The organism is Zavarzinella formosa DSM 19928 (assembly GCF_000255705.1).
In the GTDB taxonomy this organism is placed as follows: Bacteria; Planctomycetota; Planctomycetia; order Gemmatales; family Gemmataceae; genus Zavarzinella; species Zavarzinella formosa.
The window spans coordinates 1,658,797-1,681,033 of sequence record NZ_JH636439.1 but is presented as its reverse complement, the minus strand read 5'-3'; the positions used below and the strand labels follow the sequence as shown (position 1 = coordinate 1,681,033).

Sequence of the window (22,237 nt, the reverse complement as noted above, 5' to 3'; positions counted from 1 at the left end):
ATATGATGACCACGCTGATTGCGGACATTGAACTGACGCTGTTGGACCGGATCGCCCAATCCCTCGGCTGGCACGGGTACGAACTCGCGTCCTTGCTCTCGGTGTTGCTGGTCAGCGGCGTCTGCGGGATGGTCGGATCGCTGGTCGTCGGCAACCGGATGGCGTTCTTTTCCGATGCGATGTCCCATTGCGCCTTCGCGGGAATTTCGCTGGGTTTGGTGATTGCATTCCTGTCAGGTTTCCGGGCCGACTCGGAGGAAATCGAGTGGATTGTCCCACTGGTGATGTCCGGTTTTGGCGTGATGGTGGGCCTCGGAATTGCGTTCGTTCGACATCAAACCGGATTGGCCAGCGACACGGTGATCGGGGTGTTTTTCGCCGGGTCCATCGGTCTCGGGGCCATGATGCTCACGGCGTTTCAGGATCGCCGGGTGTTCGATCCGGAGAAATTCCTGTTTGGCAGTCCGATTTTGGTGCGTGAAAGTGATTTGGCGCTGCTGGTCATCGTCACGCTTCTCACAATGGCGAGCCTGTTTTTCCGTTATAACCAGTTTTTGCTCGCCAGTGTGAATCCGAGCCTGGCAAAATCTCGCGGGATTTCCGTCGAACTTAACAATTATCTGTTCATTGTGTTGCTCGCCCTGATTGTGAATTTTTCCATTTGCGCCGTCGGCGTGCTGCTTATCAATGCCATGCTCGTGTTGCCGGCGGCGACGGCCAGCAACATGGCCAAATCCATGCGACAGATGTTCCGGCTGACAGTCGGGTTAAGTTTGTTCACCGGGTGGATCGGTTTGCTTGTCAGCCAGACGATGCGAATTGAACTCGGGCCGGGCGGGCCGAGAAAATTCGGCGTGAGCGGGACGATTATCTGCCTCGGTGTCGTGTGTTTTGCCGTTTCTTTGGTGTTCCCCTACATGAAACGCCGGTTCGGCCACCTAGGCTAACCCGATCCCGAAATGAACATCCCGCCGTCGCGGGACGTATTTACCTGTAGACCGCCGCTTCCCTGTTCCAAGGTTGGTTCCCGCCGTGGAAAAAGACGTTTTTGATTTTGTCCTCACGTTCATCTCGATCATTTGGGAGGCCTTCCCGTTTGTCGTTTTGGGCGCGGTCGTCGCGGGGATTCTGGAGGAAGTGGTTCCGCAGCAGGCCCTTGCCAAGCTGATTCCCCAAAACCGGTTGTTGGCCGTCTGTGTCGGCGGGGTTCTGGGGTTGGTGTTCCCGATGTGCGAATGCGGCATCGTCCCCGTGATGCGCCGATTGCTCCGCAAAGGTTTGCCGCTTGGCACTTGCGTGGCCTACATGCTCGCCGGGCCGATCATCAATTTGGTGGTGATTTCCAGCACCTATGTGGCCTTTGGGCCACACGGCATCGGTAACGAAATGGTCGCCCTCCGTGTGGGGCTCGGGTTCTTGGTGGCCGTGACGACCGCCTTGATCGTTCAGGGACAATATGCCACCCATGGGAACAAACTGCTGACGCCGTTGGCGGCCCCGCAGCAGACGAAAGGGCCGACTCCCGAAGTGATCGCGAAGGATGAGGCGAGCCAGGTTCACCCCTCTCAAAACCGGGCGGGCGAGTCGAAACCGTTCTTCCAACGGATCGCGAACATCTCGGAAACTGCCCTGCATGATTTCATCGATATCATGGTGTTCCTCACGCTCGGGGCCTGCATGGCCGCTTTGGTGAAGGGCCAGTTCACCACGGAAACAGTCGAGTCGATTTCCAAGGGTTTTCCGGCGGTCACGATTCTCGGGATGATGGTCGCGGCGATTGTGATGTGTCTGTGCAGCGAGGCCGACGCCTTTGTGGCCGCCAGTTTCACGACGTTGCATCCGTCCGCGAAAATCGCCTTTCTCGTTCTCGGGCCGATGTTCGATTTCAAGTTGCTGCTCATGTTTACCCGCGTGTTTCGTCGCCGGGTGATTGTCACGGTGTTTCTCTCGGTGTTCATCCAAGTGTTCGTTTACTCGATGGCGGTCCATTACTTGTGGTCATACATCGTTCCGACTCCAACCGCCGCCGTTGTTGTTGAAGGAGGTCAATAATCATGGCCCATTCTCACGCTCACTCTCATGATGAAGGGGATGGAACCTTCTTTCAGGACCAACTCTTCACCATTCTGCTCTCGGCCGGAATCGGTGTCGTTGCCATTTTGATGTACCGTTCCAACATGCTGGAGCGGATTCTGGTTCAGGGGTTCTGGAAGCCGGTTCTGGCCGGGGGGATCACCATTGTGGTCCTCGCGTTCATTCGGGCGATTGCTCTCTGGCAACTGGCGGGCAAAGCCTCCCCTGCCCCGGTTGAGCAAGCGGCCGATCACGGGCATGCCCATTCACACGCTCACTCCCACGGCAAGGAAGATTGCGGCCACGATCACGCCCACCAAGGGCCATGTGAACACGATCATTCCCACGGAGCCAAGGAAACTTCCCATGCCCCGCATGGTGACGACGAAGAAGAGGGGCACGAAGACCACGATCACGGCTGGTCCCCTTGGAAATACATTGTTTTGGCGATTCCCATCGTGTTGTTCGCATTGAACCTCCCCAAAAATGGTTTCAGCGAATCCCGATTGGACAAGGAAATCAAAGGCGGGGCTTTGCAACAGAACCCCAAACGGCTGGCTCTCGCCGCATTCGCCGGCTCTCCGGTGATGACCAAAGCCCTGCGAAAAACCGAACCCACACTGCGAAATCTTCGATTCAAAGAACTGATCGGAGCCTCGGCCGTGCTCCGCCTTCAAGAAGATTATGAAGGGGACATCGGCACTCTGCGCGGCCAGTTTTACCGCCTGCCTGGCTCCGACCGCGAGTTCACTTTGTTCCGCGTGAACATGACGTGTTGTGCCGCCGACTCGGTGATTCTGGAGACGCGGATCGTCGCTCCTGAACCGGTCGATTTCAAGCCCGGCGCTTGGGTGTCGGTGAGCGGGGTGATCTCATTCCAGCGCGACGAGGCCAAAAAGAAATGGGTTCCCGTGCTGACACTCAAGTCCAATGATGACGTCCAGCCGACCGAAGGAACCACGGACATCGACGGGGTGTGATTCGGATGGCAAGCGACTCGCCCGTTGGCCGGGAATCAATCTTGGAGGCCATGAGTTTCGCCGCACGGGCGCATCGTCATCAGCTTCGCAAAGATCAGGTCACGCCGTATGTGGCCCACCCCTTTCGCGTCTGTTTTTTAGTCGGGACGGTGTTTGCCGTCTCCGACCCGGTGACCCTCACGGCGGCCGTGTTGCACGACACGATTGAGGACACCACCACCGATCACGACGACCTTTCGGACAAATTCGGAACGGAAGTCGCCGACATCGTGGCGGCTCTTTCCAAAGACACGCGGCAGCCACATGATGCCCGTGAAGAGGCTTATTTCAAGGGCATCATGGCCGCTGATGATCGCGTCAAAATCATCAAACTGGCTGACACGTTGGACAACCTGATCGATTCCAAACATCTCCCTGCCGGCGGTCAAGCCAAGACGGTGGCCAAGGCCAATCATCTGTTGGAACTTTTGGAGACGGACGCCTCCGCAAGTCTCCGGCGATGCTGTGAGATTGTGCGATCCCAGATGTTGTCGATGGCAAACGTCGGGGGCTAACAACGTAAAACGCCTGCGATGAAACTCTCTTCATTCTGACGTTTCACAAACTTGCCGCTTGCCCTGTCGGTCGTTTATCCGAAATAATACGGTGTCCCTCCGAATCGGTTCCACGAAGAGTCACCTCACACCATGTTCACCCCTTCCTTCCGTATTGTGATTGCCTTCCTGAGCTTGGCCGCTTTTGGAACACAAGCGATGGCTTGCCCGTTTTGCACACCGGGCCAGACCTTGCTTGGCGAGGTCGGCCAAGCCGACCTCATCATCTTCGGGACGCTCTCGAACGCCAAACGGGACCCGAATGATTTCAGCAAGGGAACCACGGACATGGAAATCGAATTGATCGTGAAGGATCACGATTTCCTCAAGGGGAAGAAGTCGATCACCCTGCCCCGTTATGTGCCGAGTGATCCGAAGAACAAATCCAAACACCTTGTGTTTTGCGAAATTTACAAGGGCCAGCTCGACCCTTACCGGGGTGAAGCCGTTCCGCAAGAAAGCAAGATTGCCGAGTATCTCAAAGGGGCCATCGCCCTCAAGGCAAAGCCGGGGCCGGAGAAACTTTTATACTTCTACAAACACTTTGATTCATCGGACTGGTCCGTCTCGGCAGATGCCTTCCAGGAATTCAGCAACGCGGACTACACGGAGATTCGCCCGGTTGCAGAGAAGATGGAGGCCGACCGGATCATCAAGATGTTGAAAGACCCGAACACTTCGGCCGCCCGATACGGCCTGCTCGGATTGCTCGTCGGTCATTGTGGCAAGCCGGAGACGCACGCGAAGCAACTCCGGGAATTCCTCGACCAGCCCAAAGTCCGCGAAGCCACCGGGTTGGACGGGTTGTTGACAGGCTACATCATGCTCGATCAAAAAGAGGGAACGAAGTTCGTCAACGACCTCATCAAGAACACCAAGGAAGATTTTCTGATCCGTTATGCCGCCCTGCGGTGCCTGCGTTTTTGCTGGGACTACCGTACAGACATCATCAGCAAGGATGCGATCATCTCGGCCGTGAAGCCGTTGATCGCCCAGGCGGACATCGCCGACTTGGCGATTGAGGATCTTCGCAAGTGGCAGCGTTGGGAAATGGCCTCGGAACTGATCGACCTCTTTGGCAAATCCTCCCACGACATCCCGATCATTCAACGCAGCATCATCAAGTTCGCCCTGACGGCTCCCGCCGATAACAAGGTGACCGGGGAGTTCCTGAAGAAGCTCCGGGCCGATGCCAGTCAGTCTGAACGGGTGAAAGACTTGGAGCAACTCTTGGAACTCGAAAAGCCCCGCCCCGCCCAACCAGCGGCCAAAGAAGAGAAGAAGTAACTTAGAAGGCTCCCCGCCAAGGGTGGGATTGCGGCCGGACGGCGGTTTTGGTGTAATCGTCCTTTTCCGCGAGGGGAGCCGGACGCATGCCTCGATTGATTGCCGGATTGACGATGTTCCTCGGGGCGACCTCGGTGTTCGCCTGCACCTATTGCGATCCGGGGAGCCTCAAGGTTTCCACATTGCGGCAGGAAGCTAGGTCGGCCAAAGTGGTGGTCGTGGTTCGGCCCGTCAATCCCCGGTTGGTCGGCGAACAAGGCATGACCGATCTTGTCGTTGAACAACTCTTGAAGAACGATTCCAAACAAGTCGATCCCAAATTGCTGGTGCTGAATCGCTGGATTCCCGTTGATGCCCGCAAGCCGTCGCGATTGTTGGTGTTCGTTGATGTGACCCCGCAATTCGACCCGTATCGGGGCGTTCCGTTGCGCGGAACAGATGTCGGCGGCTATCTCAAAGAGGCGATGAAACTCGATGATCGGGACCGGAATGCCAGCCTGAAGTTTTACTTCCAATACCTCGATCACGCCGACCCGGATGTGGCGTCGGATGCCTTCTTGGAATTCGCCAAGGCCACGGACGCGGAAATCGCGGATGTCTGCAAGCATCTCGAAGCCGCGAAGATTCGGCAATTGCTGACCAACCCGAAAACCCCGGCAGACCGGCTCGGGCTTTACGGTTTCCTGCTCGGGGCGACGGGAACGGCCAAAGATGTTAATGTGCTGGTCAAATTAATCCGCGAAACAGATGCCTCGGCCTCAAACGCCCTCAGCGGCCTGCTCGGAGGGTTGATTTCCCTTGATCCGAAGGCTGGCTGGCAAATGACCATCGGGATGATTTCGGACGAAAAAATTCCCTATCAACACAAACTCGCGGCGATGGGCACGCTCCGGTTTTTTCAGATCTGCCAGCCGAAGAATTTCCGGCCGCAAATCTTGGAAGGGATGCGAGCCATCGTCCGGCGGGGCGACATGGCTGACATGGCCGTCGAGGATCTGCGCCGGTGGGGCTGGTGGGATTTAAGCGATGAGGTGCTGGCTCAGTATGGCAAGCCGACACATGCCGCCCCGCTGGTCAAAAACTCCATCATCCGGTATGCCATCACTTGTCGAGACACATCCAGCAAGGAGTTCCTAACGCGCACCCGACGAACGGAATCAACCCTCGTCGATGAAATTGAGGAATCGCTGGCCTCCGAAAAACCCCCACCCACAAACAGCAAGCCATGACCAATCGTCCGTTCCGTTTCTCCTCTGGTTCTTCCCCACTTTCGCAAGTCGAAGCTGATTGGTTGATCGTCCCGGTCGTCCGGGGCCAACAACTCGAGCCGGCCGTCAAAGAATTGGATGCGACGCTCGGGGGAGACATTTCAAAGCTCCTCGAAGCGGGAGACCTCACCGGAAAACAAGCGGAGCTTGTCACCCTTCACCGACCCGGCCAGTCACGGGCCAAACGCATCATGTTCGTCGGATGCGGCCCCTATCCACAAATCACGCGGGCGAGCCTGCACGCGGCCATCGCCACCGCTTTCCGGTCGTTCACCAGTCGCTCATGGGAAAAAATCGCCGTTCACATGCCTGCGGATGTGGGATTGGCGACCGAAACCGAAGTATTGGCCGTCACCGGCGGGGCGGCCCAAGGCTCGGTCGGGCCGGGGCTTTGCAAAAAGGACGCGGCCCGGTTTGTCCCCGGCGAGATTGTACTTGTTACCCCCACCGGCTCCCCTGCCCTGCCTCACGGGGCCGTCAGGCGGGGTTCGGTCGAGGCCGAGTGCGTCACGTATGCGCGCGAGTTGGTCAATCTCCCGCCGAGTGATTTGTTTCCCGAATCATTCGCGGCGAGGGCGGGGGCGTGCGGTAAAAACATTTCGTGTGAAATTTGGGATGAGCCGCGTCTGATCGCGGAGCGCATGGGGGCGGTTCTGGGCGTCGCCCGCGGATCGGCTCGCCCGCCACGATTTGTGGTTCTCCGATATCTCCAAGGCGGCACCTCCCCCGCGCTGGCCCTCGTCGGCAAGGGAGTCACGTTCGACAGCGGCGGCCTCTCGCTGAAAACAAACGACCAGATGGCCGACATGAAGGGAGACATGGCCGGGGCGGCGGCGGTGCTGGCGGCGATCAAAGGCATCGCCGAACTGAAACCGGAAATCAATGTGGTGGGGTATGTTCCGCTCGTCGAAAACATGCCCGGCAGCCAGGCAATGAAACTCGGAGATGTGTTGGTGGCCCGCAACGGGAAGACCATCGAAGTCTTGAACACCGATGCCGAGGGCCGGCTCATTCTGGCCGACGCGCTGTCCTATGCGGCCGAATGTCGGCCGGGGCATATCGTGGATCTGGCGACGCTCACCGGGGCGTGCATGGTGGCGCTGGGAACGCAAATCGCCGGGCTGATGAGCAATAACATCGAGTGGAGCGACCGTGTCCGCGTGGCGATCTCACGGGCCGGAGAACGGGCGTGGGCGTTGCCGATGGATACGGACTTCGAGGAACTGCTGCAAAGCAAAGTCGCCGATCTGAAGAACACCCCGCAAACGCGCTATGGCGGGGCGATTGCCGCCGGGAAGTTTTTGGAACAGTTCGTTGACGGCATTCCGTGGGTGCATCTGGACATCGCCGGTCCCGCGTGGGCCGATCATGATTCGCCGTCCCGCGATGCCGGGGGAACCGGGGCCTATGTTCATTCGTTAATCGAACTGGCCCTTAGTTACCGGGCTTGATGAACAGGTCGCTGTTCATCTCGAAACGAATCGTCTCGCCGGGTTCTTTTCCAACCGTGATCGTTTGTTTGAGGACGACCGGCGGAGCGAATTTGGCCCGGACGGGCACCGGGAATTCCGGATCGCCCTCCAAACCCGTGATATTCCAATTCGCCCGGATGGCCGAGAGGGTGTATTGGCCGGGGGGCACGTTCGGCAGCGTGAAATTCCCCTCGGCATCCGTGATCGCACATCCCTCATGTGGGGACACCCACAATCGGGCTTGCGCCCAATAAAACCAAGTCCCGCTGGTGATTTCCACCATTCCGGCTTGATTGAGAACCCGTTTCACCGGCCTGTTGATCGTCGAAAGCATCAGCGTAAAAAAGTCGGCGCCGCGAGCCCGTGCCGAATGGAAATTGGCATCCGTCGCCACGAATTCCACATCATCCCCGGAGCGGACCAAGCCAAATCTTCCCCGGCGATTCCCCTGACTCACTTCGCAATCATAACCCTTCCACTCGACCTTCACCGGCGGGAAAATCTTGGGGATGCGCTCGACCCCCGGCCCATCCAACACCAGAAAGACATCCGCAAGACCATTGGCGGGGGAAACAACGGGAGAAAGCGGGTTGGGCGTCACCGAATCCGGGAGTGGATAGTACGGCGACATCGGACGGCGCATCGGCGGGACAAGTGGCTTTTCACCCTTCCAAATCACACGCCCGCGGATCTCGATTCCCTGGCCGGTTGACGGAGAGGATGTTTCCGTGTTCGCATTCGAGGGGAGAATCGGATAAAGTGTGTTTGGGGTCGTGCCGGTTCGCAATCCCCATAAGAGTAATCCCGCGACGACGAGAGCCAGCGCGAGTTTCCAATGTCTCAACATGCCGTTGCCCCGTCCTTGGATCAACCCAACCGACTTCCGCTTACCGTATCGGTCGGCGGTCCCGCTGTCCGCGATCCGGCGACAATTTCACCGGTCCCCTGCCCTTGCGGTCAAAGTACCCGGATCATCACGGCCAAGGACGGTCTGGGCCTGAGTTTTCACATCACCGAAATCAGCGAAGCCACCCGGCACTATCATCGGAAAACCACCGAGGTGTATCACATCGTGGAGGGAACCGGCCGGATGGAGTTGGACGGGGAAATCACCGACATTCGCCCCGGCTTGGTGATTTCCATACCGCCCGGCGTGCGGCATTGTGTGACGGCCGATGACATCATTCGCACGATTGTCATTGCGATTCCGGCCTTCGATCCCGAAGACGAGTTCTTTGACTGAGAATTTGCATCCCGCCGGTGGCGGACTAGAGTTAACGATGGCGACATGTCGGATCACCCGTGGAACTCCTCAATGTTAGAGCGGACCCGAAATTTCATCCGGCAAATCACCCGCAAGACCAGCAACAGCGCTGAAGACCGGCGGGCACATCCGCGATTCGACACGGAGATTGAAACCGTCTGCCGACCCGTCGCCGACGGGGAGGAACACAAGGCGATCATCCGCGACGTGTCTCGTTCAGGAGTCAAACTGCTGCTTGATGTGGAACTGGTTCCCGGCACGATGGTCCGGGTGGATGTTCCCCACGCGGTCAACTCGGCCCACACAGTCACCCTGCTGGCCTGCGTGATGCGGGTGATCCCCGAGTCTGATGATCGTTGGTCCTGCGGATGCATGTTCTCGCTCGAACTCAACGACGACGAACTGGCCATCTTCGGCGGCAAGAAAGTTCAGGGAGCCCACGGCGACCAACGGGCTTGGATTCGTCATCCCGTGCGGGCGATGGCCGAATACCGCGTGCTGCCCGGCGAGGACGATATTTTGTTGACGGCCGAGGTGGTGAATCTGTCCCCGGCCGGGGTGGGATTATTGTTAGATCGTCACCTTGATCCGGGAAGCGTTTTGAGCGTTTCACTGCACCGGGCCAAGGACAAGCCAGACCTCTCGATGCTGGCGTCGATTGTCTATCTCACCGATTGTTCCGATGGTCGCTGGGCGGCCGGGTGCAACTTCATCCGGGAACTCACCCACGAAGAACTCAAGTCCATCGTTTAATCATTGCGGATCAACGGCAGCCCGACTCTTCCCTTGTCCGTTGACGGAGGAGTCGAATGGCATTTGCCGCATCCCGAACCACAGCCCTTCCCTGTCCACACTGAGTAGACGACTTTGCTGAATTGCCACAGCACCGTTGTTCCGGCGACGGCAATCAGGGCAACAGTCAGCGGGTATTGCCAGTCCATCCGAAACCTCCGGGAACGTCATCCGATCAATTGTCTGCCAACTTGGAAAGCGATCAAAGCCCCGGCATAAGCCAGCGTGGTCATGTAAACAAACGTGAACAGCGGCCAACGCCATGATTTGGTTTCCCGCCAGATCACCGCCAGCGTAGACACACACTGACAGCACAGGGCGAAGAACACCAGCAGGCTCACCGCCACCGCCACCCGGTATTTGCCGGTGACGGGGTTTTCACTCCATTCTTCCTTGATGGTTTTGCCCAAGGGGGTGTCGCCGGGGTTCTTGGAATCTTTAATCTCCCCGGAATCCACCTCACCCTGATTATAAATGATACCCAGCGTTCCCACCACGACTTCGCGGGCCGGGAAACTGGCGAGGGCGGCCATCCCGATCTTCCAGTCCCATCCCAGCGGAGCGAAAACTGGTTCCAACGCCAGCCCGGCCCGGCCGAGATAACTTTGCCGTTGCCAATCCCCGGCCAGCGAGCCAATTTCTCCTTGTTTGGCTTCGCGGGCTTCATCATTGGCCTTGGTTTCCTCGGTTTGCTCCACCTTTTCATCATTCTTCGGCATCTGCTCCAAATCAGTCTTCAAGGTATCCAAGGCCACATCATAAGAGCGGCCATCGGGCATCTTGTTGGGGAAGTAAAGCAATGCCCAAATCAGGATCATCGAGGCCAGAATCATCGTCCCCGCCCGATAGACGAACGCCCATCCGGCCTCGATCATCCGACGAAGAACCGTTGTGAACTGCGGCATCTTGAAACTCGGCATCTCCATCACAAACACCGGCGTTTCACCGCGAAGGACGGTTCGTTTCAACAGCAGCGCAATCAGCGGGGCTGTGACAAAACCGAGCAAGTACATGCCGAACAAGACGACGCCCGGCAGCCACCACGGTTCGCTCAGGAAGGTCCCGATGAGCAAGAAGTAAAGCGGCAGCCGGGCCGAACAACTCATCAGCGGGGCAACCAAAATGGTGGCAAATCGATCACGACGATTTTCGATAGTGCGGGTCGCCATGATCCCCGGCACGGCACAAGCCACGGACGACAACAACGGGATAAACGATTTCCCATTGAGGCCACACTTGGACATGATCTTGTCCATGAGAAAAGCGGCGCGGGCCATGTAGCCACAATCTTCAAGAATCGCCACGACGGCAAAGAGAATCAAAATTTGCGGCAGGAACACCAAGACCCCGCCGACTCCTTTGAGAATGCCGTCCCGCAACAGACTTCGGAATGGCCCAGGGTCCATCAAGTTGTCAAGTCTCGTGGCGAGCCAGTCTTTGCCGGAGTTGATCAAATCCATCAACGGGGCGGCCCCGACAAAGATCGATTGGAACAGCGCGAACATCAACACGAAGAAAATCAACGTTCCCCAGACACGATGGATCAACACACTATCAAGCCGGTCGCTGAACGTCCGGACTCGCTGCGCCGGTCGTTTGACGGCTTGGCCGACGCGCTCACGAATCCAACCATAACGGGTGCGGGCTTCCACTCCCGGCACGCCCAACTTGGCATCCGTCAATCGATCACGGGCTTGTCCGACGGCCACGGAGACTTCAGGAGGGAACTTGATGGATAGTTGTTTCTCGGTGTGGCCGCCGACATCCAGCAACCAGCGGGCGATCAGGAATTGCTCAACTGTGTTGTTGGTGAGATCGGCCAGACGCTTCACTTCATCGCCAAACAACGACGGAAACAAAACAGGTTTCGGCGGCGAAGAACCCACCGCCGCAACGACGGCCTTTTTGAGTTCATCCAATCCCTGTTTCCGGTTCGCCTGAATCGGGATGATCGGTAAGCCGGTCGTCTCCCGAAGTTTCGCCAGATCGATCTGGATGCCTTGTGTTTTGGCCACATCCATCATGTTGACAGCCACCACCACCGGGCGGCCGAGTTCCATCAATTGAGTCGTCAGGTAAAAGTGCCGTTCGAGGTTGCTGGCATCGACGATGGAAACGATGACATCTGGTCGTTTGACATCGTTCAAATGCCCGAGGAGTAAATCAACGGACACCATTTCGTCAAGGCTTCGGGGAGCGAGGCTGTACGTTCCCGGAAGGTCGATGATCTCATGGGATTCCGTGGCTGAGAGGGACATTGTCCCCTTCTTCATCTCCACGGTGACGCCGGAATAATTGCCGACCCGCTGATTAAGCCCGGTCAGGGCGTTGAACAAGGTCGATTTGCCGGTGTTTGGATTGCCGACCAACGCGATAGTGATGGGAAGGCCCATGTGGGACTCGGGAGGAACGGGCGGGTGAGAAAATGTCTCAGGAAGACTCGGCCAGCCGAATGGCGGCCGCTTCCGTTTTGCGAAGGCTCAGGCGGGTTCCGCCAATTTGGATTTCAATCGGGTCGCCCAAAGGGGCCTTGGCGAGAACAGATATGGTTTCTCCCTCCAGCACCCCGAACTCCATTAATCGTTGTTGCAGGGCCATCGGGCCGGCAATCGCCTCCACAATCCCCCCGGTGCCGGGATCAAGTTGATCCAGCGTTTTCATGAGTGAACCGGGTGAGAATTGGCGACCGGCGCGACCATGATTTGCGAAGAGGCATCCGACCGCAGGCAGAGTTTGCATCCCCCGACTTGCAAGAGGCAAGTCGTGCCTTCCTGAAGCATTTGAATTCTGGAGCCGCTGCGAATTCCGAGTTCCGCCATCCGGCAAACCCAGTTGGCTTCGCCGTGAACATCAATCACGTCGGCTGATTCGCCGGCTCGCAGGCAATCAAGGGGAAACATGTGTGTCAGGCAATTCAGTTAATGAGATTGCGTCTCAATTAAAATTTACTGGTCACGATGGCTGCGGTCAAGAAGAAGAGAGAGATTCCGCGATGATTTGTCGGGTGACTAGGCCAGAAGAAGGCGTCTTATTCTTGGCCGCTTTGGGTGTAGCGAGCCAAAGCGTCTTCCCAACGGGGCATCGTCTCATTCGTGAATTCCGAATACCGCCGGGTATCCAACACGCTATAAGGCGGGCGGCGGGCGGCGGCGCCGAATTCGGCCGAAGTGATGGGCGTGACTTGGACGCTGAGGCCCGTCAGCCGGAAAATCTCCGTGGCGAATTCAAACCAAGTGCAGCTTCCGGTGTTGGTGATGTGAACAATCCCGCTGGCTGATGTCTTCAGCAATCGAACTGTCGCCTGGCCGAGATCGACCGTGGAAGTCGGCGTGCAGCGTTGGTCGTTGACCACCTTCACCGCCCCGCGTTCCCGGCCGATTCGCTTCATGGTTTCCACGAAGTTCCCACCCTTCCCGCCGACGCCGTGACGACCATAGAGGCCGCACGTTCGGATGATGAGGGCCTCCGGCAACACCGCCCGGATGGCGTATTCCCCGGCCAGCTTGCTGAGACCATAGTTCGACACGGGGCCGGGCAGGTCGTCTTCGCCAAACGGGCGGTCCCGTTGGGAATCAAAGCCGAATACGTAATCCGTGCTGAAGTGAACCAGTCGGGCCTTCAAATCCCGGCATACTTCGGCCAGGTTTTTCGCCGCCCACGTGTTGACCGCCAAGGCATCGGCGGGGACCGACTCGGCTTTGTCCACGAGGTTGTATGCGGCGCAATTGATGACGATTTGGGGAGCCAGTTCGGTGAGTTTCGCCCGCATGGCGGCGTGGTCGGTAAAGTCCGCGTCGGCGCGGGAAACAGGGATGACTTCCCCGTCCAATAGTGAAATGAGATCGCGGCCGAGCTGGCCGTTTGCCCCGATGATCGCGGTTTTCATCGTCTTGGTTCCATCATGAAAAAAGGCCGCCAGTGAACCAAATCACTCGCGGCCTTTTAGAAACAGTTGATCGCAAAGAAACTTACTTCTTCGGCTCGGGCACAAACGTCTTGTCTTGCGTCTTGACGGTCGTGACTTGCTCTTGCGTCAGGGTCACGTCGGTCACGGTGCCGGCGATGTCCAACTTCAGGTTGCCGGTCAACTTCACGGTGATGTCTGAGCTATCGATCCGGCCGGTCTTCGTGTTGAACAGGATGGTGCCGCCGTTCTTGGCTTTGGGGTCCGTGTCCTGAACCAGCTTGCCTTCCCTGATCTTGAAGGGAAGCGTTTCGCCGGTCGTGTCGGCCGCCGGGGCGGTGTACACGAGGGCCACGGCCACTTCGATTTCGGCCACATCACCCGTGATCTTCTTGTAGGTGAAGGTGTAGGTGTTTTCGTAGCTGCCCAACGGCCCGAGGCCGAGTTTGACCTTGCGATCCCACTTGTCGCCAACCTTCTTCTTTTCCTTGGGAACGACGCCGAAGGTCGGGTCGGCCATTTGCTTCATGGCTTCTTCGCCGAGGATTTTGTTGAGCAATTGTTCGAGTTGCTTGTTGCTCTGGATCAGCTTCTTGACGAACTCTTCCCGGCCGTCAACCTTCTCGACGGTGTAATCCTTGGCGATGGTCAGGGTGAATTGCGAACCCTTGAGGGCCTTGAAGAATTCCGTCAGGGCGGTGTTGGTGCCGGGGGCGGCGGCTTCGTTGGTCGAATCGTAAGAGACCGGGTTGCCGGCGATGTCGATTTTCATCTTCACGCCTTCGATCGTCTGCTGAACGATCCACTTGTCGCCCGCTTGCGTTTGCGGCAGGAACTTGAAGTAGAAGGTTTGTTCTTGGTTCTGGCCGACGTCCAATCCTTGAACCTTGATGTTCTGGATGGTCTTCGTGGTCATTTCTTGGAAGAAGGGAACATCCTTGGTGAACTTCCAAGCGAGTTCGTTGTCACCGGCGGCGGGAGCGGCCTTGGGCTCTTCCTTCTTCGGCTCGACCTTGGGAGGATCAACCTTTTTGGGTTCTTCCTTCTTTGGCTCTTCCTTCTTCGGCTCATCCTTTTTAACGTCGGCCTTTTTCGCCTCTTCCTTGGGCGGATCTTTTTTGTCTTGAGCCACCGTGGAAGCAATCATCACACCGGCCAAGCCAAATGCGGCCAGCAAACGCAACATGGACACGAAACTACCCTCCCGGAATCGGGTGATATCCCACACAAAGTTGATTGTTCGGAGAGTGTAGGAATCAACGAGCCATTTGGTAGGGTCGTCGCTCGCACTCATGCAGGTTCTACGACAGTTGACGATTGCAAGTTCAGGACGTTCCCGCCGGGAGGAAACTCCTATGATGAACGATGACGCAACAAGGTTTTCCGCCGGACTCACATGGCACATGACAAACGCTGGATCGGTGTTGATCTGGGGGGGACCAAAATCCTCGCCGGCCTGTTCGATCATGACTTGAAACTGATCGGCAAGGTCAAGACCAGCACCAATTTCGAGGAAGGCGGCCCGGCGGTCTTCGCCCGGATCGTGCAAAGCGTCGATCAAGTGATGGCCGAAGCCGGGGTGACGGGCGAGCAAATCGCCGGAATGGGTCTGGCTGTTCCCGGTCAAATCGTGCCGCAATCAACCATCGTCCGCTACGCCCCGAACCTGAAATGGCGGGACTTTGATCTCAAACCGTTGTTCCCCGCCCATTGGAAATGGCCGGTGATCATCGACAACGATGTCCGAATGGGAACCTACGGCGAATGGTCCCAAGGGGCGGCGAAGGGAGCCGCCAATGTCTTCGGCATCTTCGCGGGAACCGGCGTCGGCGGCGGGTTGATCCTCGACAACAAGTTGTTTCACGGGTTCAACGGACATGCCGGCGAAATTGGCCACATTATCATCAACTGGAAACGCGGCACCGAATTGGAGGCCATCGCCGGCCGTCGGAATTTGATGGTCCGGGCGAAGGAACTGATCGCCGACGCCCCGAAAAACATTCGCAAGGAATGGAAGAACACGGACCCGACGACTTTCAAAAGCTCCCTGATTGCCGACTATGTGGCCAAGCAAGACCCGATCATGCTTCAGGTGATTGACGAAGCCGCGCGATCCATCGGGGCGGCCGTCGGCACGGTGGTGAATTTGCTGTCGCCCGAGGTGATTGTCATCGGCGGCGGGGTCACCAAGGCGCTGGGAGTCCAGTTCCCGGAGCGCATTTGGGAGTTCGCCCAACGGTATGCCCTGCCCCGTTCCACTGAAAACGTTCGTTGCGTGATGTCGGCCTTGGGGGATGACGCCGGCATCGCCGGGTCAGCCGCCTTTGCCCAAAGAAACTTTGCCGCCAATGCCTGAATTTCGGAGAGATGCTTTCGATGAATTCCGAATGGACGCCTCGTTATCTGGCGATGCAACAACTTGGCCGCGAGGCCGGGAAAATTGCCCTCGATTATTACAACAAAGGCGCGCACGTTGAGACGAAGCCGGACGACAGTCCGGTGACCATCGCGGACAAATCGGCCGAGAAACACTTGCGGGACCAACTCGCCAAACTGTTTCCGGGCGACGGTTTTCTCGGCGAAGAATACGGCAACGAACCCGGAACCACCGGTTATCGCTGGATCATCGACCCGATTGACGGCACCCGCTGTTTCATCCGCAAGATTCCGCATTGGGCCACGCTGGTGGGCTTGGAATTCAACGGGGAGATTGTCGCGGGCATCGCCTATGAGCCGGTGTTCGACCGCATGTATCAAGCCGCCAAGGGAACCGGGGCGTTTTGCGACGGCCAACCAATCCGGGTGTCTGGAATCCCAAAATTGGCCGATTGTCTGGCCTGTTACTCCGGCTTTCGGTTCTTTCAACAAGCCGGGAAAGACAGCCAGTTTCACAAATTGCTCAACGCCGTGGACCGGGCGCGAGGCTTCGGCGACTATTACGGGTTCATGCTGGTGGCCCAGGGATCATGCGATTTGATGGTCGATCACGGCGTCCACATTTGGGACATCGCCGCGCTGAAGATCATCGTCGAGGAAGCCGGCGGCGCTTTCAGCGATTGGTCCGGCGGGAACGATCTCGAACGCCCCGATTGCGTGGGCACCAACGGGAAGGTTCATGCGGAAACATTGGCCATTTTGCGCGGATGATGGCGAATCACGGTTGAAAACTCGGGACTGGCAGGTGAAAATAGGGGTGTTCCCACCTAACCGCCTGTTCAAACTCTCTCTCACTTTTTGTTTCGGAGCAGACTAATGAAGCGAATTTGGGGCCTGATGACCCTGGCCTTGGCCACCGCGTTTGGCGTTCAAGCCGACGAAACCAAAACCGCCCCCGCCGGTGACTGGGTGACGGTAAAGGGCAAGATCGTATGGGATGAGGCCAAGGGAGCGCCCCCGAAGCGGACGCCCATCAAGGCCACGAAGGATGAGGAAGTCGCCGCCAAGGACAAGGAATTTCTGACGGAAGATTGGGTCGTGAACACCAAGAACGGCGGCATCAAAAATGTCGTTGTCTGGCTCGCCCCCGAACCGACCGCCGCCCAACTGGCCGACTTGAAGAGCAAGAAGCTGAAGGTGTTCCCTTCGTTCGACCCGAAGGACGTCAACCCGGCGATGGCCAAGCCCGTCAAGCCGACCGTGGAAATTGACCAGCCGTGTTGCCGGTTCATCCCGCACATCGTCGTGGCTCAAGAGGGCCAGAAGCTCGTCATCAAGAATTCGTCGATTATTCCGCACAACGCCAAGTATGTCGGCAACGAGAACGGAGAAGGCAATCCGCTGATTCCGGCCGGGGGAGCATTCACCCTTCCCAATCCGTTGGTGAAGGAAAAATTCCCGGTTGAACTTTCTTGCAGCATCCACCCGTGGATGAAAGCCTACATCCGCGTGTTCGACCACCCGTACTTCGCGGTGACGGACGCGGATGGCAACTTTGAAATCAAGAACGCCCCGGTGCTGAAGGGCAAGCTGCGGATGTTCGTGTGGCAGGATAACGGCTACAGTGGCGGCGCCGCCGGCGCCCAAGGCTCGACCTTCGATGTCAAGCCGGGCACGCTTGACCGGGGAGCCATCAAGTTCGACGTTCCGCAATAAGTGTTGATGTGGATGAACCGGCCCCTCAAACTGATTGGGCCAGATTGAACTCGCCTGCCATTTTTTGTTGAGTCCACCATCCCGAATCGTTCCGATTCGGGATTCTCGTTTCCAACTCTCCTCATTTTTCGGAGCATCTTCGATGGTCCGCACTCATCTCGTGATGATGTTATTTCTGGCAACATCGTTTAGTCTTCAGGCCGCCCCCTTGCGCGAAACCAACCATTGGGTGACGGTGAAGGGCAAGATTGTCTGGGACGAAGCCAAAGGCGAGGCTCCGAAGCAAATTGCATTGGTCGCCGGCCGGGATGCTCAAACGGCCGCGATGGACACGGAATTTCTTTCCGAGGAGTGGGTCGTCAACGCAAAAAGCGGTGGCATCAAGAATGTCGTCGTCTGGCTGGCCCCCGAACCAAGTCCTCTCCAATTGGATGACCTCAAAAACAAGAAACTGAAGGTCTTTCCGTCGTTCACCCCCAATGACATCAATCCGCAACTATTGAAACCAGCCAACGATTCCGTGGTGATTGAGCAACACTGTTGCCGGTTCATCCCTCATGTCATGGCCGCGCAAGAAGGTCAGAAATTGATCATTAAAAACACCGCCCCGGTGCCCCATAATGCGAAATATTTCTCGCTAAAGAATGGCGAAGTCAATGTTCTGATTCGGGCCAAAGACGAGTATGCCCTGCCCAAGCAGTTGGTCGCTGAAAAGCAGGCTTTCAAAATTGATTGCGCCATCCACCCGTGGATGGCCGCCTTTGTACGTGTTTTCGATCACCCGTACTTTGCGGTCAGCGACGCGAACGGCAATTTTGAAATCAAGGATGCCCCCACTTTGAAGGGCAAGTTGCGGATGTTTGTCTGGCACCACGATTCCGGTTTCTCCGGCGGCTCGAAAGGCTTTCTCGGTACAACACTGGAGGTCAAACCAGGCACAATGAATTTGGGGGCCATCAAGTTTGAAGTGCCGAATTGAGGATTTATCATTTTTCGGCAGCCGTTCATGAAGAACACAGGGCGGTTGAAGAATCAACGGAATGAGAACCGCTCGGCTCTTGCTTCGCCATCTCCGGGGGGTTAACCTTTCTTCGATGACTCGTCTGAATGGCGGTCTCGGGAATCAAACACACAAAGGGTGATCTCATGTCGAAAAAACTGGCTTACGGCCTCGCCGTGGCAACTTTTATGGGCGGACTCTTGTTCGCCGAACTCAGCCGGGACTATTTGTACGCTCAAGAATCCAAGGGGCCGAAATGGTCCCACGGATTGATGCTCCGCGTTCGCAAGGCCGATCAACCCGACTTTGACAAGAACACTCCCAAGATCGGGGTTGAAGTGTTCGTCGACGAGAACAACGGGAACCTGATTTACATCACCGAAGGCGGCGGAATCTCCGTCGTCAAGAAATAAGGCGACTTGCTTCGGGCAGTCGTCATTCCGTCGATTGCCCGAAATGATGCTCATATCCGACCGGCGCAAGAACGTGGCGATGGCCGCCGTCCAAGAGCCAAAATCCCGACTCGACAATCCGGCCGATCATGCGAAGTGTTGACCGGTCGGGCGGGTATGTCTCCAGCAATTGCTTTCCATCCTCCTCGGACACGGTAAACGCCAACTCAAAGTCTTCGCCATCTCCAAGGGCGTGTTCCAAGGCTGTTTTGCCGTTTTGGGCACTCATGCGTCTGGCATCATCGGTGATCGGGATATTGATCGCCTCTAGTTCGGCCCCGACTCCGCTGGCCGTGACAATCCGGTGTAAATCCTTGGCCAAGCCGTCGCTAATGTCAATCATTGCGTGAAGTTTAACCTGCTCGTGCAGTCGACGGGCGAAATCGACTCGGGGGGTGAAATCGAGGTGGTGGCCGAGAATACTTCCCCCCAAGGGACCGGTCACGAAAATCCAGTCCCCCGGTTTGGCGCCGTTGCGGAGAACCGCTCCCCGGCCGATGACTTCACCGAGCAAGGTCACCGAAATGGTCAGTCCACCGTCCCAAGTGTTTGTGTCGCCCCCGGCGATCACGACCCCAAATTCTCCGGCCATTGATTGAAGTCCGCGATGGAGTTCCTTCGCATCTTCAAAGGACATGCTCTGCGGCAACCCCAAACTCACGAAGGCTGTTTTCGGCGTACCGGCCATGGCGGCGATGTCGCTGATGTTGACCGCCATCGCCTTTCGGCCCACACGATACGGACCGGCTTCAGCCAGCCGAAAACAACTTCCTTCCATCAGCATGTCCGTGGTGACCAGTGTGGCACGTGAAGAAGGTGCGAGGACCGCGCAATCGTCCCCGATGCCGACCAACATGGAATCGTTGTCGGGCTGGTCCTTTTTCACCCACTCAATGAACGCAAATTCGCCGGGAAATGCGGTGGCCATTGCTCGCCTCGTTTCGATGTAATGATCCGTGCCCGTAACTTTTGGAGACGCACGATGAATCCCGTCCGCTTTGTCATGATTGGCGGTTTTCTGGGGGCCGGCAAGACGACCACCATTGGCCGGCTTGCGAAAATGTACATGGCGCGCGGTCAGCGGGTGGGCATCGTCACCAACGATCAGGCCCGCGATTTGGTGGACACGAACAATCTTCGCTCACAAGGATTGTCCGTGCAGGAGGTCCCCGGCGCCTGTTTTTGCTGCAAATTCAACGAACTGGTGGACCGCGCCAGGCAGTTGACCGTCGGGGAAATCCCGGATGTGATTCTCGCCGAACCCGTGGGGAGTTGCACGGATTTGGTTTCCACCGTCGTCCTGCCGCTCAAGGATCTCCACAAGGGACAATTCACGGTCGCCCCATACCCGGTGATCTTCAAGCCAAGCCACGGGCTGCGCATTCTGCGGAACGAATCAGCCGGTTTCTCCCCCAAGGCGGCCTATATCTTCCGCAAGCAACTGGAGGAGGCCGACGCGATCCTGATGAACCGGATCGACGAACTTGGCGAAGCCGACCAGCAAGAACTTCTTACCCTGTTGGAACGCGAATATCCCGGCGTTCCCGTCCTGCCCGTTTCCGCGAAGACCGGGACGGGGTTTGAAGCGGTGATCGACTTGTTGGACCGCAATGATCGATTCCAAAATCGCGTTCTGGACATTGATTATGACATCTACGCGGAAGGAGAGGCCGAACTCGGCTGGCTCAACTCCACCTTCGACATCAATTCCCCAACGCCGTTCGACTTGGATCATCTGATGACTTCGCTCATCGGCCTGATTGCTGACGAACTCAAGGTTCGACATGCGGAAGTGGCTCATTTGAAGTTGATCGGCCTCGAAGACGGCGCGTCCTTCGCGGTGGCCAACGTGGTTAGTTCATCGGGGCCGGGGGAATTGTCGGTCGCGTCAAAAGCAGCCGTGCGACAATTGAATCTGATTGTCAACGCCCGCGTCGCCACCGACCCGGAAGAACTGGATCGGCTGGTACAGGCGATTGTGCTGGGCGAATGCCAACGGCTTGGCCTGACGGTGAAGTTGCAAAACACTCAGTTTCTGCGACCCGGCCGACCGACGCCCACACACAGATACCCAGCGAGCGTTTGACAGGTCATTTCTTGCCAGAAAAACGATGCCCAGCGACTTCCATTGGAATTGTGTAAATCGATGTTTTCGCGGCCACGTACAACGTCTTGAATTCCTTGCCGCCAAAGGTGACGTTGGCCGGTTGTTCCGGGACGGAGATAATGCCGAGGAGTTTGCCCGTCGGGTCAAAAACCTGTAATCCGGAGGCGGTCGTGATGTACAGATTACCCTTCTGATCGACCGTCAACCCGTCGCCGCCGGTCACTTTCTTTGCTTCGTCCTGTTTCAACTCGCAGAAAATCCGCGATTCACCAAGCTTTCCCGGCCCTTCCAAGGCATAGGCCAGCATTTTGGTCGAAAGAGAAGGAATCACATACAGGGTCTTTTCATCCGGCGAAAGGGTGATGCCGTTCGGGTTCGGCAAATCCTTGGCGATCAGCCGGGTGACCTTGCCGTCGACGGCCACATAATACACCGTCCGAACTCCCTGCGGCAGCGGTTTCGGGGCCGAGTAATCGGGATCGGTGAAGTAATAGCCGCCTGCGGAATCCGCAACGAGATCGTTCGGAGCGTTGAATCGCTTGCCGTTGAATTTGTCCGCAATCACCCGGCGGTTTCTGCCATCAATCGAGTAGGCGGCAACCTGCCCGTCCATTTCGCAAGCGACCAATTCCCCTGCCCCGTTGATCTTCAATCCGTTCGCGTGATTCGATTTTTCACGGAAGATCGAGAGTTTGTCATCCAGCCCAATTCGGTGGATGCGCTCGTTGGGGATATCCGTGAAATAAACCGCCCCGGTCGCATCGGCCACCGGGCCTTCGGTGAACTGGAAGCCTGTGTGAAGTTTCTTGGACGGGCCCACCGGTCCGAGTCCCTTGATCGGATCATCAGCCCAAAGAGACGCAACCAATGAAAGAGGGACAACCAAAGCGAGGATTGCTCGGAGCGGAAAGGTCATGAAGAGTTCCAATCCTGGTCGCGTGGCGAATCACGCG

General features: G+C 57.3%; 24 protein-coding genes. 15 read left to right on the top strand and 9 right to left on the bottom strand.

The features are described from left to right. Positions 1-2: 2 nt before the first annotated feature. The 7 genes from BGIM_RS49260 to BGIM_RS0107920 all read left to right on the top strand — a co-directional run bounded on the left by BGIM_RS49260 (position 3) and on the right by BGIM_RS0107920 (position 7,652). Positions 3-947 carry a metal ABC transporter permease gene (locus tag BGIM_RS49260; protein ID WP_020469258.1) on the top strand — a complete coding sequence of 315 codons (945 nt, stop codon included), beginning with the start codon at positions 3-5 and terminating at the stop codon, positions 945-947. Between the two features lie 85 nt (positions 948-1,032). After that, the gene (locus tag BGIM_RS0107950) at positions 1,033-2,052 is read left to right on the top strand and encodes a permease (RefSeq protein ID WP_020469257.1); all 1,020 of its coding nucleotides are present in this window, start codon (positions 1,033-1,035) and stop codon (positions 2,050-2,052) included. Between the two features lie 2 nt (positions 2,053-2,054). After that, the gene (locus tag BGIM_RS0107945) at positions 2,055-3,053 is read left to right on the top strand and encodes a TIGR03943 family putative permease subunit (RefSeq protein WP_020469256.1); all 999 of its coding nucleotides are present in this window, start codon (positions 2,055-2,057) and stop codon (positions 3,051-3,053) included. 5 nt (positions 3,054-3,058) lie between these two features. Beyond that, positions 3,059-3,607 carry an HD domain-containing protein gene (locus tag BGIM_RS49255; RefSeq protein ID WP_052639705.1) on the top strand — a complete coding sequence of 183 codons (549 nt, stop codon included), beginning with the start codon at positions 3,059-3,061 and terminating at the stop codon, positions 3,605-3,607. A gap of 132 nt (positions 3,608-3,739) precedes the next feature. Further along, on the top strand, positions 3,740-4,933 hold the full coding sequence (locus BGIM_RS0107935; protein ID WP_020469254.1) for a hypothetical protein: 1,194 nt from the start codon (positions 3,740-3,742) through the stop codon (positions 4,931-4,933). An 86-nt stretch (positions 4,934-5,019) separates the two neighbouring features. Beyond that, entirely contained in the window at positions 5,020-6,162 is a 1,143-nt protein-coding gene (locus BGIM_RS0107925) for a hypothetical protein (RefSeq protein ID WP_020469253.1), read from the top strand. Continuing rightward, the gene (locus BGIM_RS0107920; protein WP_020469252.1) at positions 6,159-7,652 is read left to right on the top strand and encodes a leucyl aminopeptidase; all 1,494 of its coding nucleotides are present in this window, start codon (positions 6,159-6,161) and stop codon (positions 7,650-7,652) included. The genes BGIM_RS0107925 and BGIM_RS0107920 overlap by 4 nt, the downstream gene beginning before the upstream one ends. Here the strand turns inward: BGIM_RS0107920 and BGIM_RS49250 are convergent. Beyond that, positions 7,636-8,520: a carboxypeptidase-like regulatory domain-containing protein gene (locus BGIM_RS49250; protein ID WP_020469251.1), complete on the bottom strand. Its 885-nt coding sequence runs from the start codon at positions 8,518-8,520 to the stop codon at positions 7,636-7,638. The genes BGIM_RS0107920 and BGIM_RS49250 overlap by 17 nt on opposite strands. On the opposite strand from BGIM_RS49250, the gene BGIM_RS0107910 reads away from it, so the two are divergent. After that, complete coding sequence (locus BGIM_RS0107910; RefSeq protein ID WP_020469250.1) at positions 8,509-8,916, top strand: cupin domain-containing protein; 408 nt, start codon at positions 8,509-8,511, stop codon at positions 8,914-8,916. The two genes, BGIM_RS49250 and BGIM_RS0107910, sit on opposite strands and share 12 nt — an antisense overlap. Positions 8,917-8,988: 72 nt before the next feature. Continuing rightward, the gene (locus tag BGIM_RS0107905; RefSeq protein ID WP_020469249.1) at positions 8,989-9,690 is read left to right on the top strand and encodes a PilZ domain-containing protein; all 702 of its coding nucleotides are present in this window, start codon (positions 8,989-8,991) and stop codon (positions 9,688-9,690) included. On the opposite strand, the gene BGIM_RS0107900 is transcribed toward BGIM_RS0107905, so the two are convergent. The 6 genes from BGIM_RS0107900 to BGIM_RS65765 all read right to left on the bottom strand — a co-directional run bounded on the left by BGIM_RS0107900 (position 9,687) and on the right by BGIM_RS65765 (position 14,819). Further along, the gene (locus BGIM_RS0107900) at positions 9,687-9,878 is read right to left on the bottom strand and encodes a hypothetical protein (RefSeq protein WP_020469248.1); all 192 of its coding nucleotides are present in this window, start codon (positions 9,876-9,878) and stop codon (positions 9,687-9,689) included. The two genes, BGIM_RS0107905 and BGIM_RS0107900, sit on opposite strands and share 4 nt — an antisense overlap. 18 nt (positions 9,879-9,896) lie before the next feature. Further along, on the bottom strand, positions 9,897-12,122 hold the full coding sequence (feoB, locus tag BGIM_RS0107895; protein WP_020469247.1) for a ferrous iron transport protein B: 2,226 nt from the start codon (positions 12,120-12,122) through the stop codon (positions 9,897-9,899). Between the two features lie 37 nt (positions 12,123-12,159). Beyond that, positions 12,160-12,390, bottom strand: a complete 231-nt coding sequence (locus tag BGIM_RS0107890) for a FeoA family protein (protein WP_020469246.1) — start codon at positions 12,388-12,390, stop codon at positions 12,160-12,162. Next, a complete protein-coding gene (locus BGIM_RS0107885; protein ID WP_020469245.1) occupies positions 12,387-12,629 on the bottom strand; it encodes a FeoA family protein in 243 nt (80 codons plus the stop codon). The genes BGIM_RS0107890 and BGIM_RS0107885 overlap by 4 nt, the downstream gene beginning before the upstream one ends. A gap of 128 nt (positions 12,630-12,757) precedes the next feature. Beyond that, positions 12,758-13,615, bottom strand: a complete 858-nt coding sequence (rfbD, locus tag BGIM_RS0107880; protein ID WP_020469244.1) for a dTDP-4-dehydrorhamnose reductase — start codon at positions 13,613-13,615, stop codon at positions 12,758-12,760. A gap of 82 nt (positions 13,616-13,697) precedes the next feature. Beyond that, on the bottom strand, positions 13,698-14,819 hold the full coding sequence (locus BGIM_RS65765) for a DUF6263 family protein (RefSeq protein ID WP_020469243.1): 1,122 nt from the start codon (positions 14,817-14,819) through the stop codon (positions 13,698-13,700). Between the two features lie 210 nt (positions 14,820-15,029). On the opposite strand from BGIM_RS65765, the gene BGIM_RS0107870 reads away from it, so the two are divergent. The 5 genes from BGIM_RS0107870 to BGIM_RS0107850 all read left to right on the top strand — a co-directional run bounded on the left by BGIM_RS0107870 (position 15,030) and on the right by BGIM_RS0107850 (position 19,138). Further along, positions 15,030-15,989 carry an ROK family protein gene (locus BGIM_RS0107870; RefSeq protein WP_020469242.1) on the top strand — a complete coding sequence of 320 codons (960 nt, stop codon included), beginning with the start codon at positions 15,030-15,032 and terminating at the stop codon, positions 15,987-15,989. 20 nt (positions 15,990-16,009) lie between these two features. Beyond that, positions 16,010-16,780, top strand: coding sequence for an inositol monophosphatase family protein (locus BGIM_RS0107865; protein ID WP_020469241.1), 771 nt, complete (start codon positions 16,010-16,012; stop codon positions 16,778-16,780). Between the two features lie 105 nt (positions 16,781-16,885). Beyond that, positions 16,886-17,725, top strand: coding sequence for a cupredoxin domain-containing protein (locus BGIM_RS0107860; RefSeq protein ID WP_020469240.1), 840 nt, complete (start codon positions 16,886-16,888; stop codon positions 17,723-17,725). Between the two features lie 142 nt (positions 17,726-17,867). Continuing rightward, positions 17,868-18,704 (top strand): cupredoxin domain-containing protein, encoded by an 837-nt coding sequence (locus BGIM_RS57125; RefSeq protein WP_020469239.1) that lies wholly within the window; start codon positions 17,868-17,870, stop codon positions 18,702-18,704. Positions 18,705-18,871: 167 nt separating this feature from the next. Beyond that, positions 18,872-19,138 (top strand): hypothetical protein, encoded by a 267-nt coding sequence (locus BGIM_RS0107850; protein ID WP_157368665.1) that lies wholly within the window; start codon positions 18,872-18,874, stop codon positions 19,136-19,138. Positions 19,139-19,160: 22 nt separating this feature from the next. Here the strand turns inward: BGIM_RS0107850 and BGIM_RS0107845 are convergent, their stop codons facing one another. Then, positions 19,161-20,105 (bottom strand): thiamine-phosphate kinase, encoded by a 945-nt coding sequence (locus tag BGIM_RS0107845; protein ID WP_020469237.1) that lies wholly within the window; start codon positions 20,103-20,105, stop codon positions 19,161-19,163. Between the two features lie 54 nt (positions 20,106-20,159). On the opposite strand from BGIM_RS0107845, the gene BGIM_RS0107840 reads away from it, so the two are divergent. Next, positions 20,160-21,263 (top strand): GTP-binding protein, encoded by a 1,104-nt coding sequence (locus BGIM_RS0107840; protein WP_020469236.1) that lies wholly within the window; start codon positions 20,160-20,162, stop codon positions 21,261-21,263. A gap of 4 nt (positions 21,264-21,267) precedes the next feature. Here BGIM_RS0107840 and BGIM_RS0107835 read toward each other — a convergent pair whose 3' ends face one another. Continuing rightward, entirely contained in the window at positions 21,268-22,200 is a 933-nt protein-coding gene (locus BGIM_RS0107835; RefSeq protein WP_020469235.1) for an SMP-30/gluconolactonase/LRE family protein, read from the bottom strand. Between the last annotated feature and the right edge of the window lie 37 nt (positions 22,201-22,237).

Excerpts from the sequence above, each read along its gene's own strand:
- BGIM_RS49260 (WP_020469258.1), top strand. The coding sequence starts at position 3 with ATGATGACCACGCTGATTGCGGACATTGAACTGACGCTGTTGGACCGG.
- BGIM_RS0107945 (WP_020469256.1), top strand. The coding sequence starts at position 2,055 with ATGGCCCATTCTCACGCTCACTCTCATGATGAAGGGGATGGAACCTTC.
- BGIM_RS49255 (WP_052639705.1), top strand. The coding sequence starts at position 3,059 with ATGGCAAGCGACTCGCCCGTTGGCCGGGAATCAATCTTGGAGGCCATG.
- BGIM_RS0107935 (WP_020469254.1), top strand. The coding sequence starts at position 3,740 with ATGTTCACCCCTTCCTTCCGTATTGTGATTGCCTTCCTGAGCTTGGCC.
- BGIM_RS0107925 (WP_020469253.1), top strand. The coding sequence starts at position 5,020 with ATGCCTCGATTGATTGCCGGATTGACGATGTTCCTCGGGGCGACCTCG.
- BGIM_RS0107920 (WP_020469252.1), top strand. The coding sequence starts at position 6,159 with ATGACCAATCGTCCGTTCCGTTTCTCCTCTGGTTCTTCCCCACTTTCG.
- BGIM_RS0107910 (WP_020469250.1), top strand. The coding sequence starts at position 8,509 with ATGTCTCAACATGCCGTTGCCCCGTCCTTGGATCAACCCAACCGACTT.
- BGIM_RS49250 (WP_020469251.1), bottom strand. The coding sequence starts at position 8,520 with ATGTTGAGACATTGGAAACTCGCGCTGGCTCTCGTCGTCGCGGGATTA.
- BGIM_RS0107905 (WP_020469249.1), top strand. The coding sequence starts at position 8,989 with ATGTTAGAGCGGACCCGAAATTTCATCCGGCAAATCACCCGCAAGACC.
- BGIM_RS0107900 (WP_020469248.1), bottom strand. The coding sequence starts at position 9,878 with ATGGACTGGCAATACCCGCTGACTGTTGCCCTGATTGCCGTCGCCGGA.
- feoB (WP_020469247.1), bottom strand. The coding sequence starts at position 12,122 with ATGGGCCTTCCCATCACTATCGCGTTGGTCGGCAATCCAAACACCGGC.
- BGIM_RS0107890 (WP_020469246.1), bottom strand. The coding sequence starts at position 12,390 with ATGAAAACGCTGGATCAACTTGATCCCGGCACCGGGGGGATTGTGGAG.
- BGIM_RS0107885 (WP_020469245.1), bottom strand. The coding sequence starts at position 12,629 with ATGTTTCCCCTTGATTGCCTGCGAGCCGGCGAATCAGCCGACGTGATT.
- rfbD (WP_020469244.1), bottom strand. The coding sequence starts at position 13,615 with ATGAAAACCGCGATCATCGGGGCAAACGGCCAGCTCGGCCGCGATCTC.
- BGIM_RS65765 (WP_020469243.1), bottom strand. The coding sequence starts at position 14,819 with ATGTTGCGTTTGCTGGCCGCATTTGGCTTGGCCGGTGTGATGATTGCT.
- BGIM_RS0107870 (WP_020469242.1), top strand. The coding sequence starts at position 15,030 with ATGGCACATGACAAACGCTGGATCGGTGTTGATCTGGGGGGGACCAAA.
- BGIM_RS0107865 (WP_020469241.1), top strand. The coding sequence starts at position 16,010 with ATGAATTCCGAATGGACGCCTCGTTATCTGGCGATGCAACAACTTGGC.
- BGIM_RS0107860 (WP_020469240.1), top strand. The coding sequence starts at position 16,886 with ATGAAGCGAATTTGGGGCCTGATGACCCTGGCCTTGGCCACCGCGTTT.
- BGIM_RS57125 (WP_020469239.1), top strand. The coding sequence starts at position 17,868 with ATGGTCCGCACTCATCTCGTGATGATGTTATTTCTGGCAACATCGTTT.
- BGIM_RS0107850 (WP_157368665.1), top strand. The coding sequence starts at position 18,872 with ATGTCGAAAAAACTGGCTTACGGCCTCGCCGTGGCAACTTTTATGGGC.
- BGIM_RS0107845 (WP_020469237.1), bottom strand. The coding sequence starts at position 20,105 with ATGGCCACCGCATTTCCCGGCGAATTTGCGTTCATTGAGTGGGTGAAA.
- BGIM_RS0107840 (WP_020469236.1), top strand. The coding sequence starts at position 20,160 with ATGAATCCCGTCCGCTTTGTCATGATTGGCGGTTTTCTGGGGGCCGGC.
- BGIM_RS0107835 (WP_020469235.1), bottom strand. The coding sequence starts at position 22,200 with ATGACCTTTCCGCTCCGAGCAATCCTCGCTTTGGTTGTCCCTCTTTCA.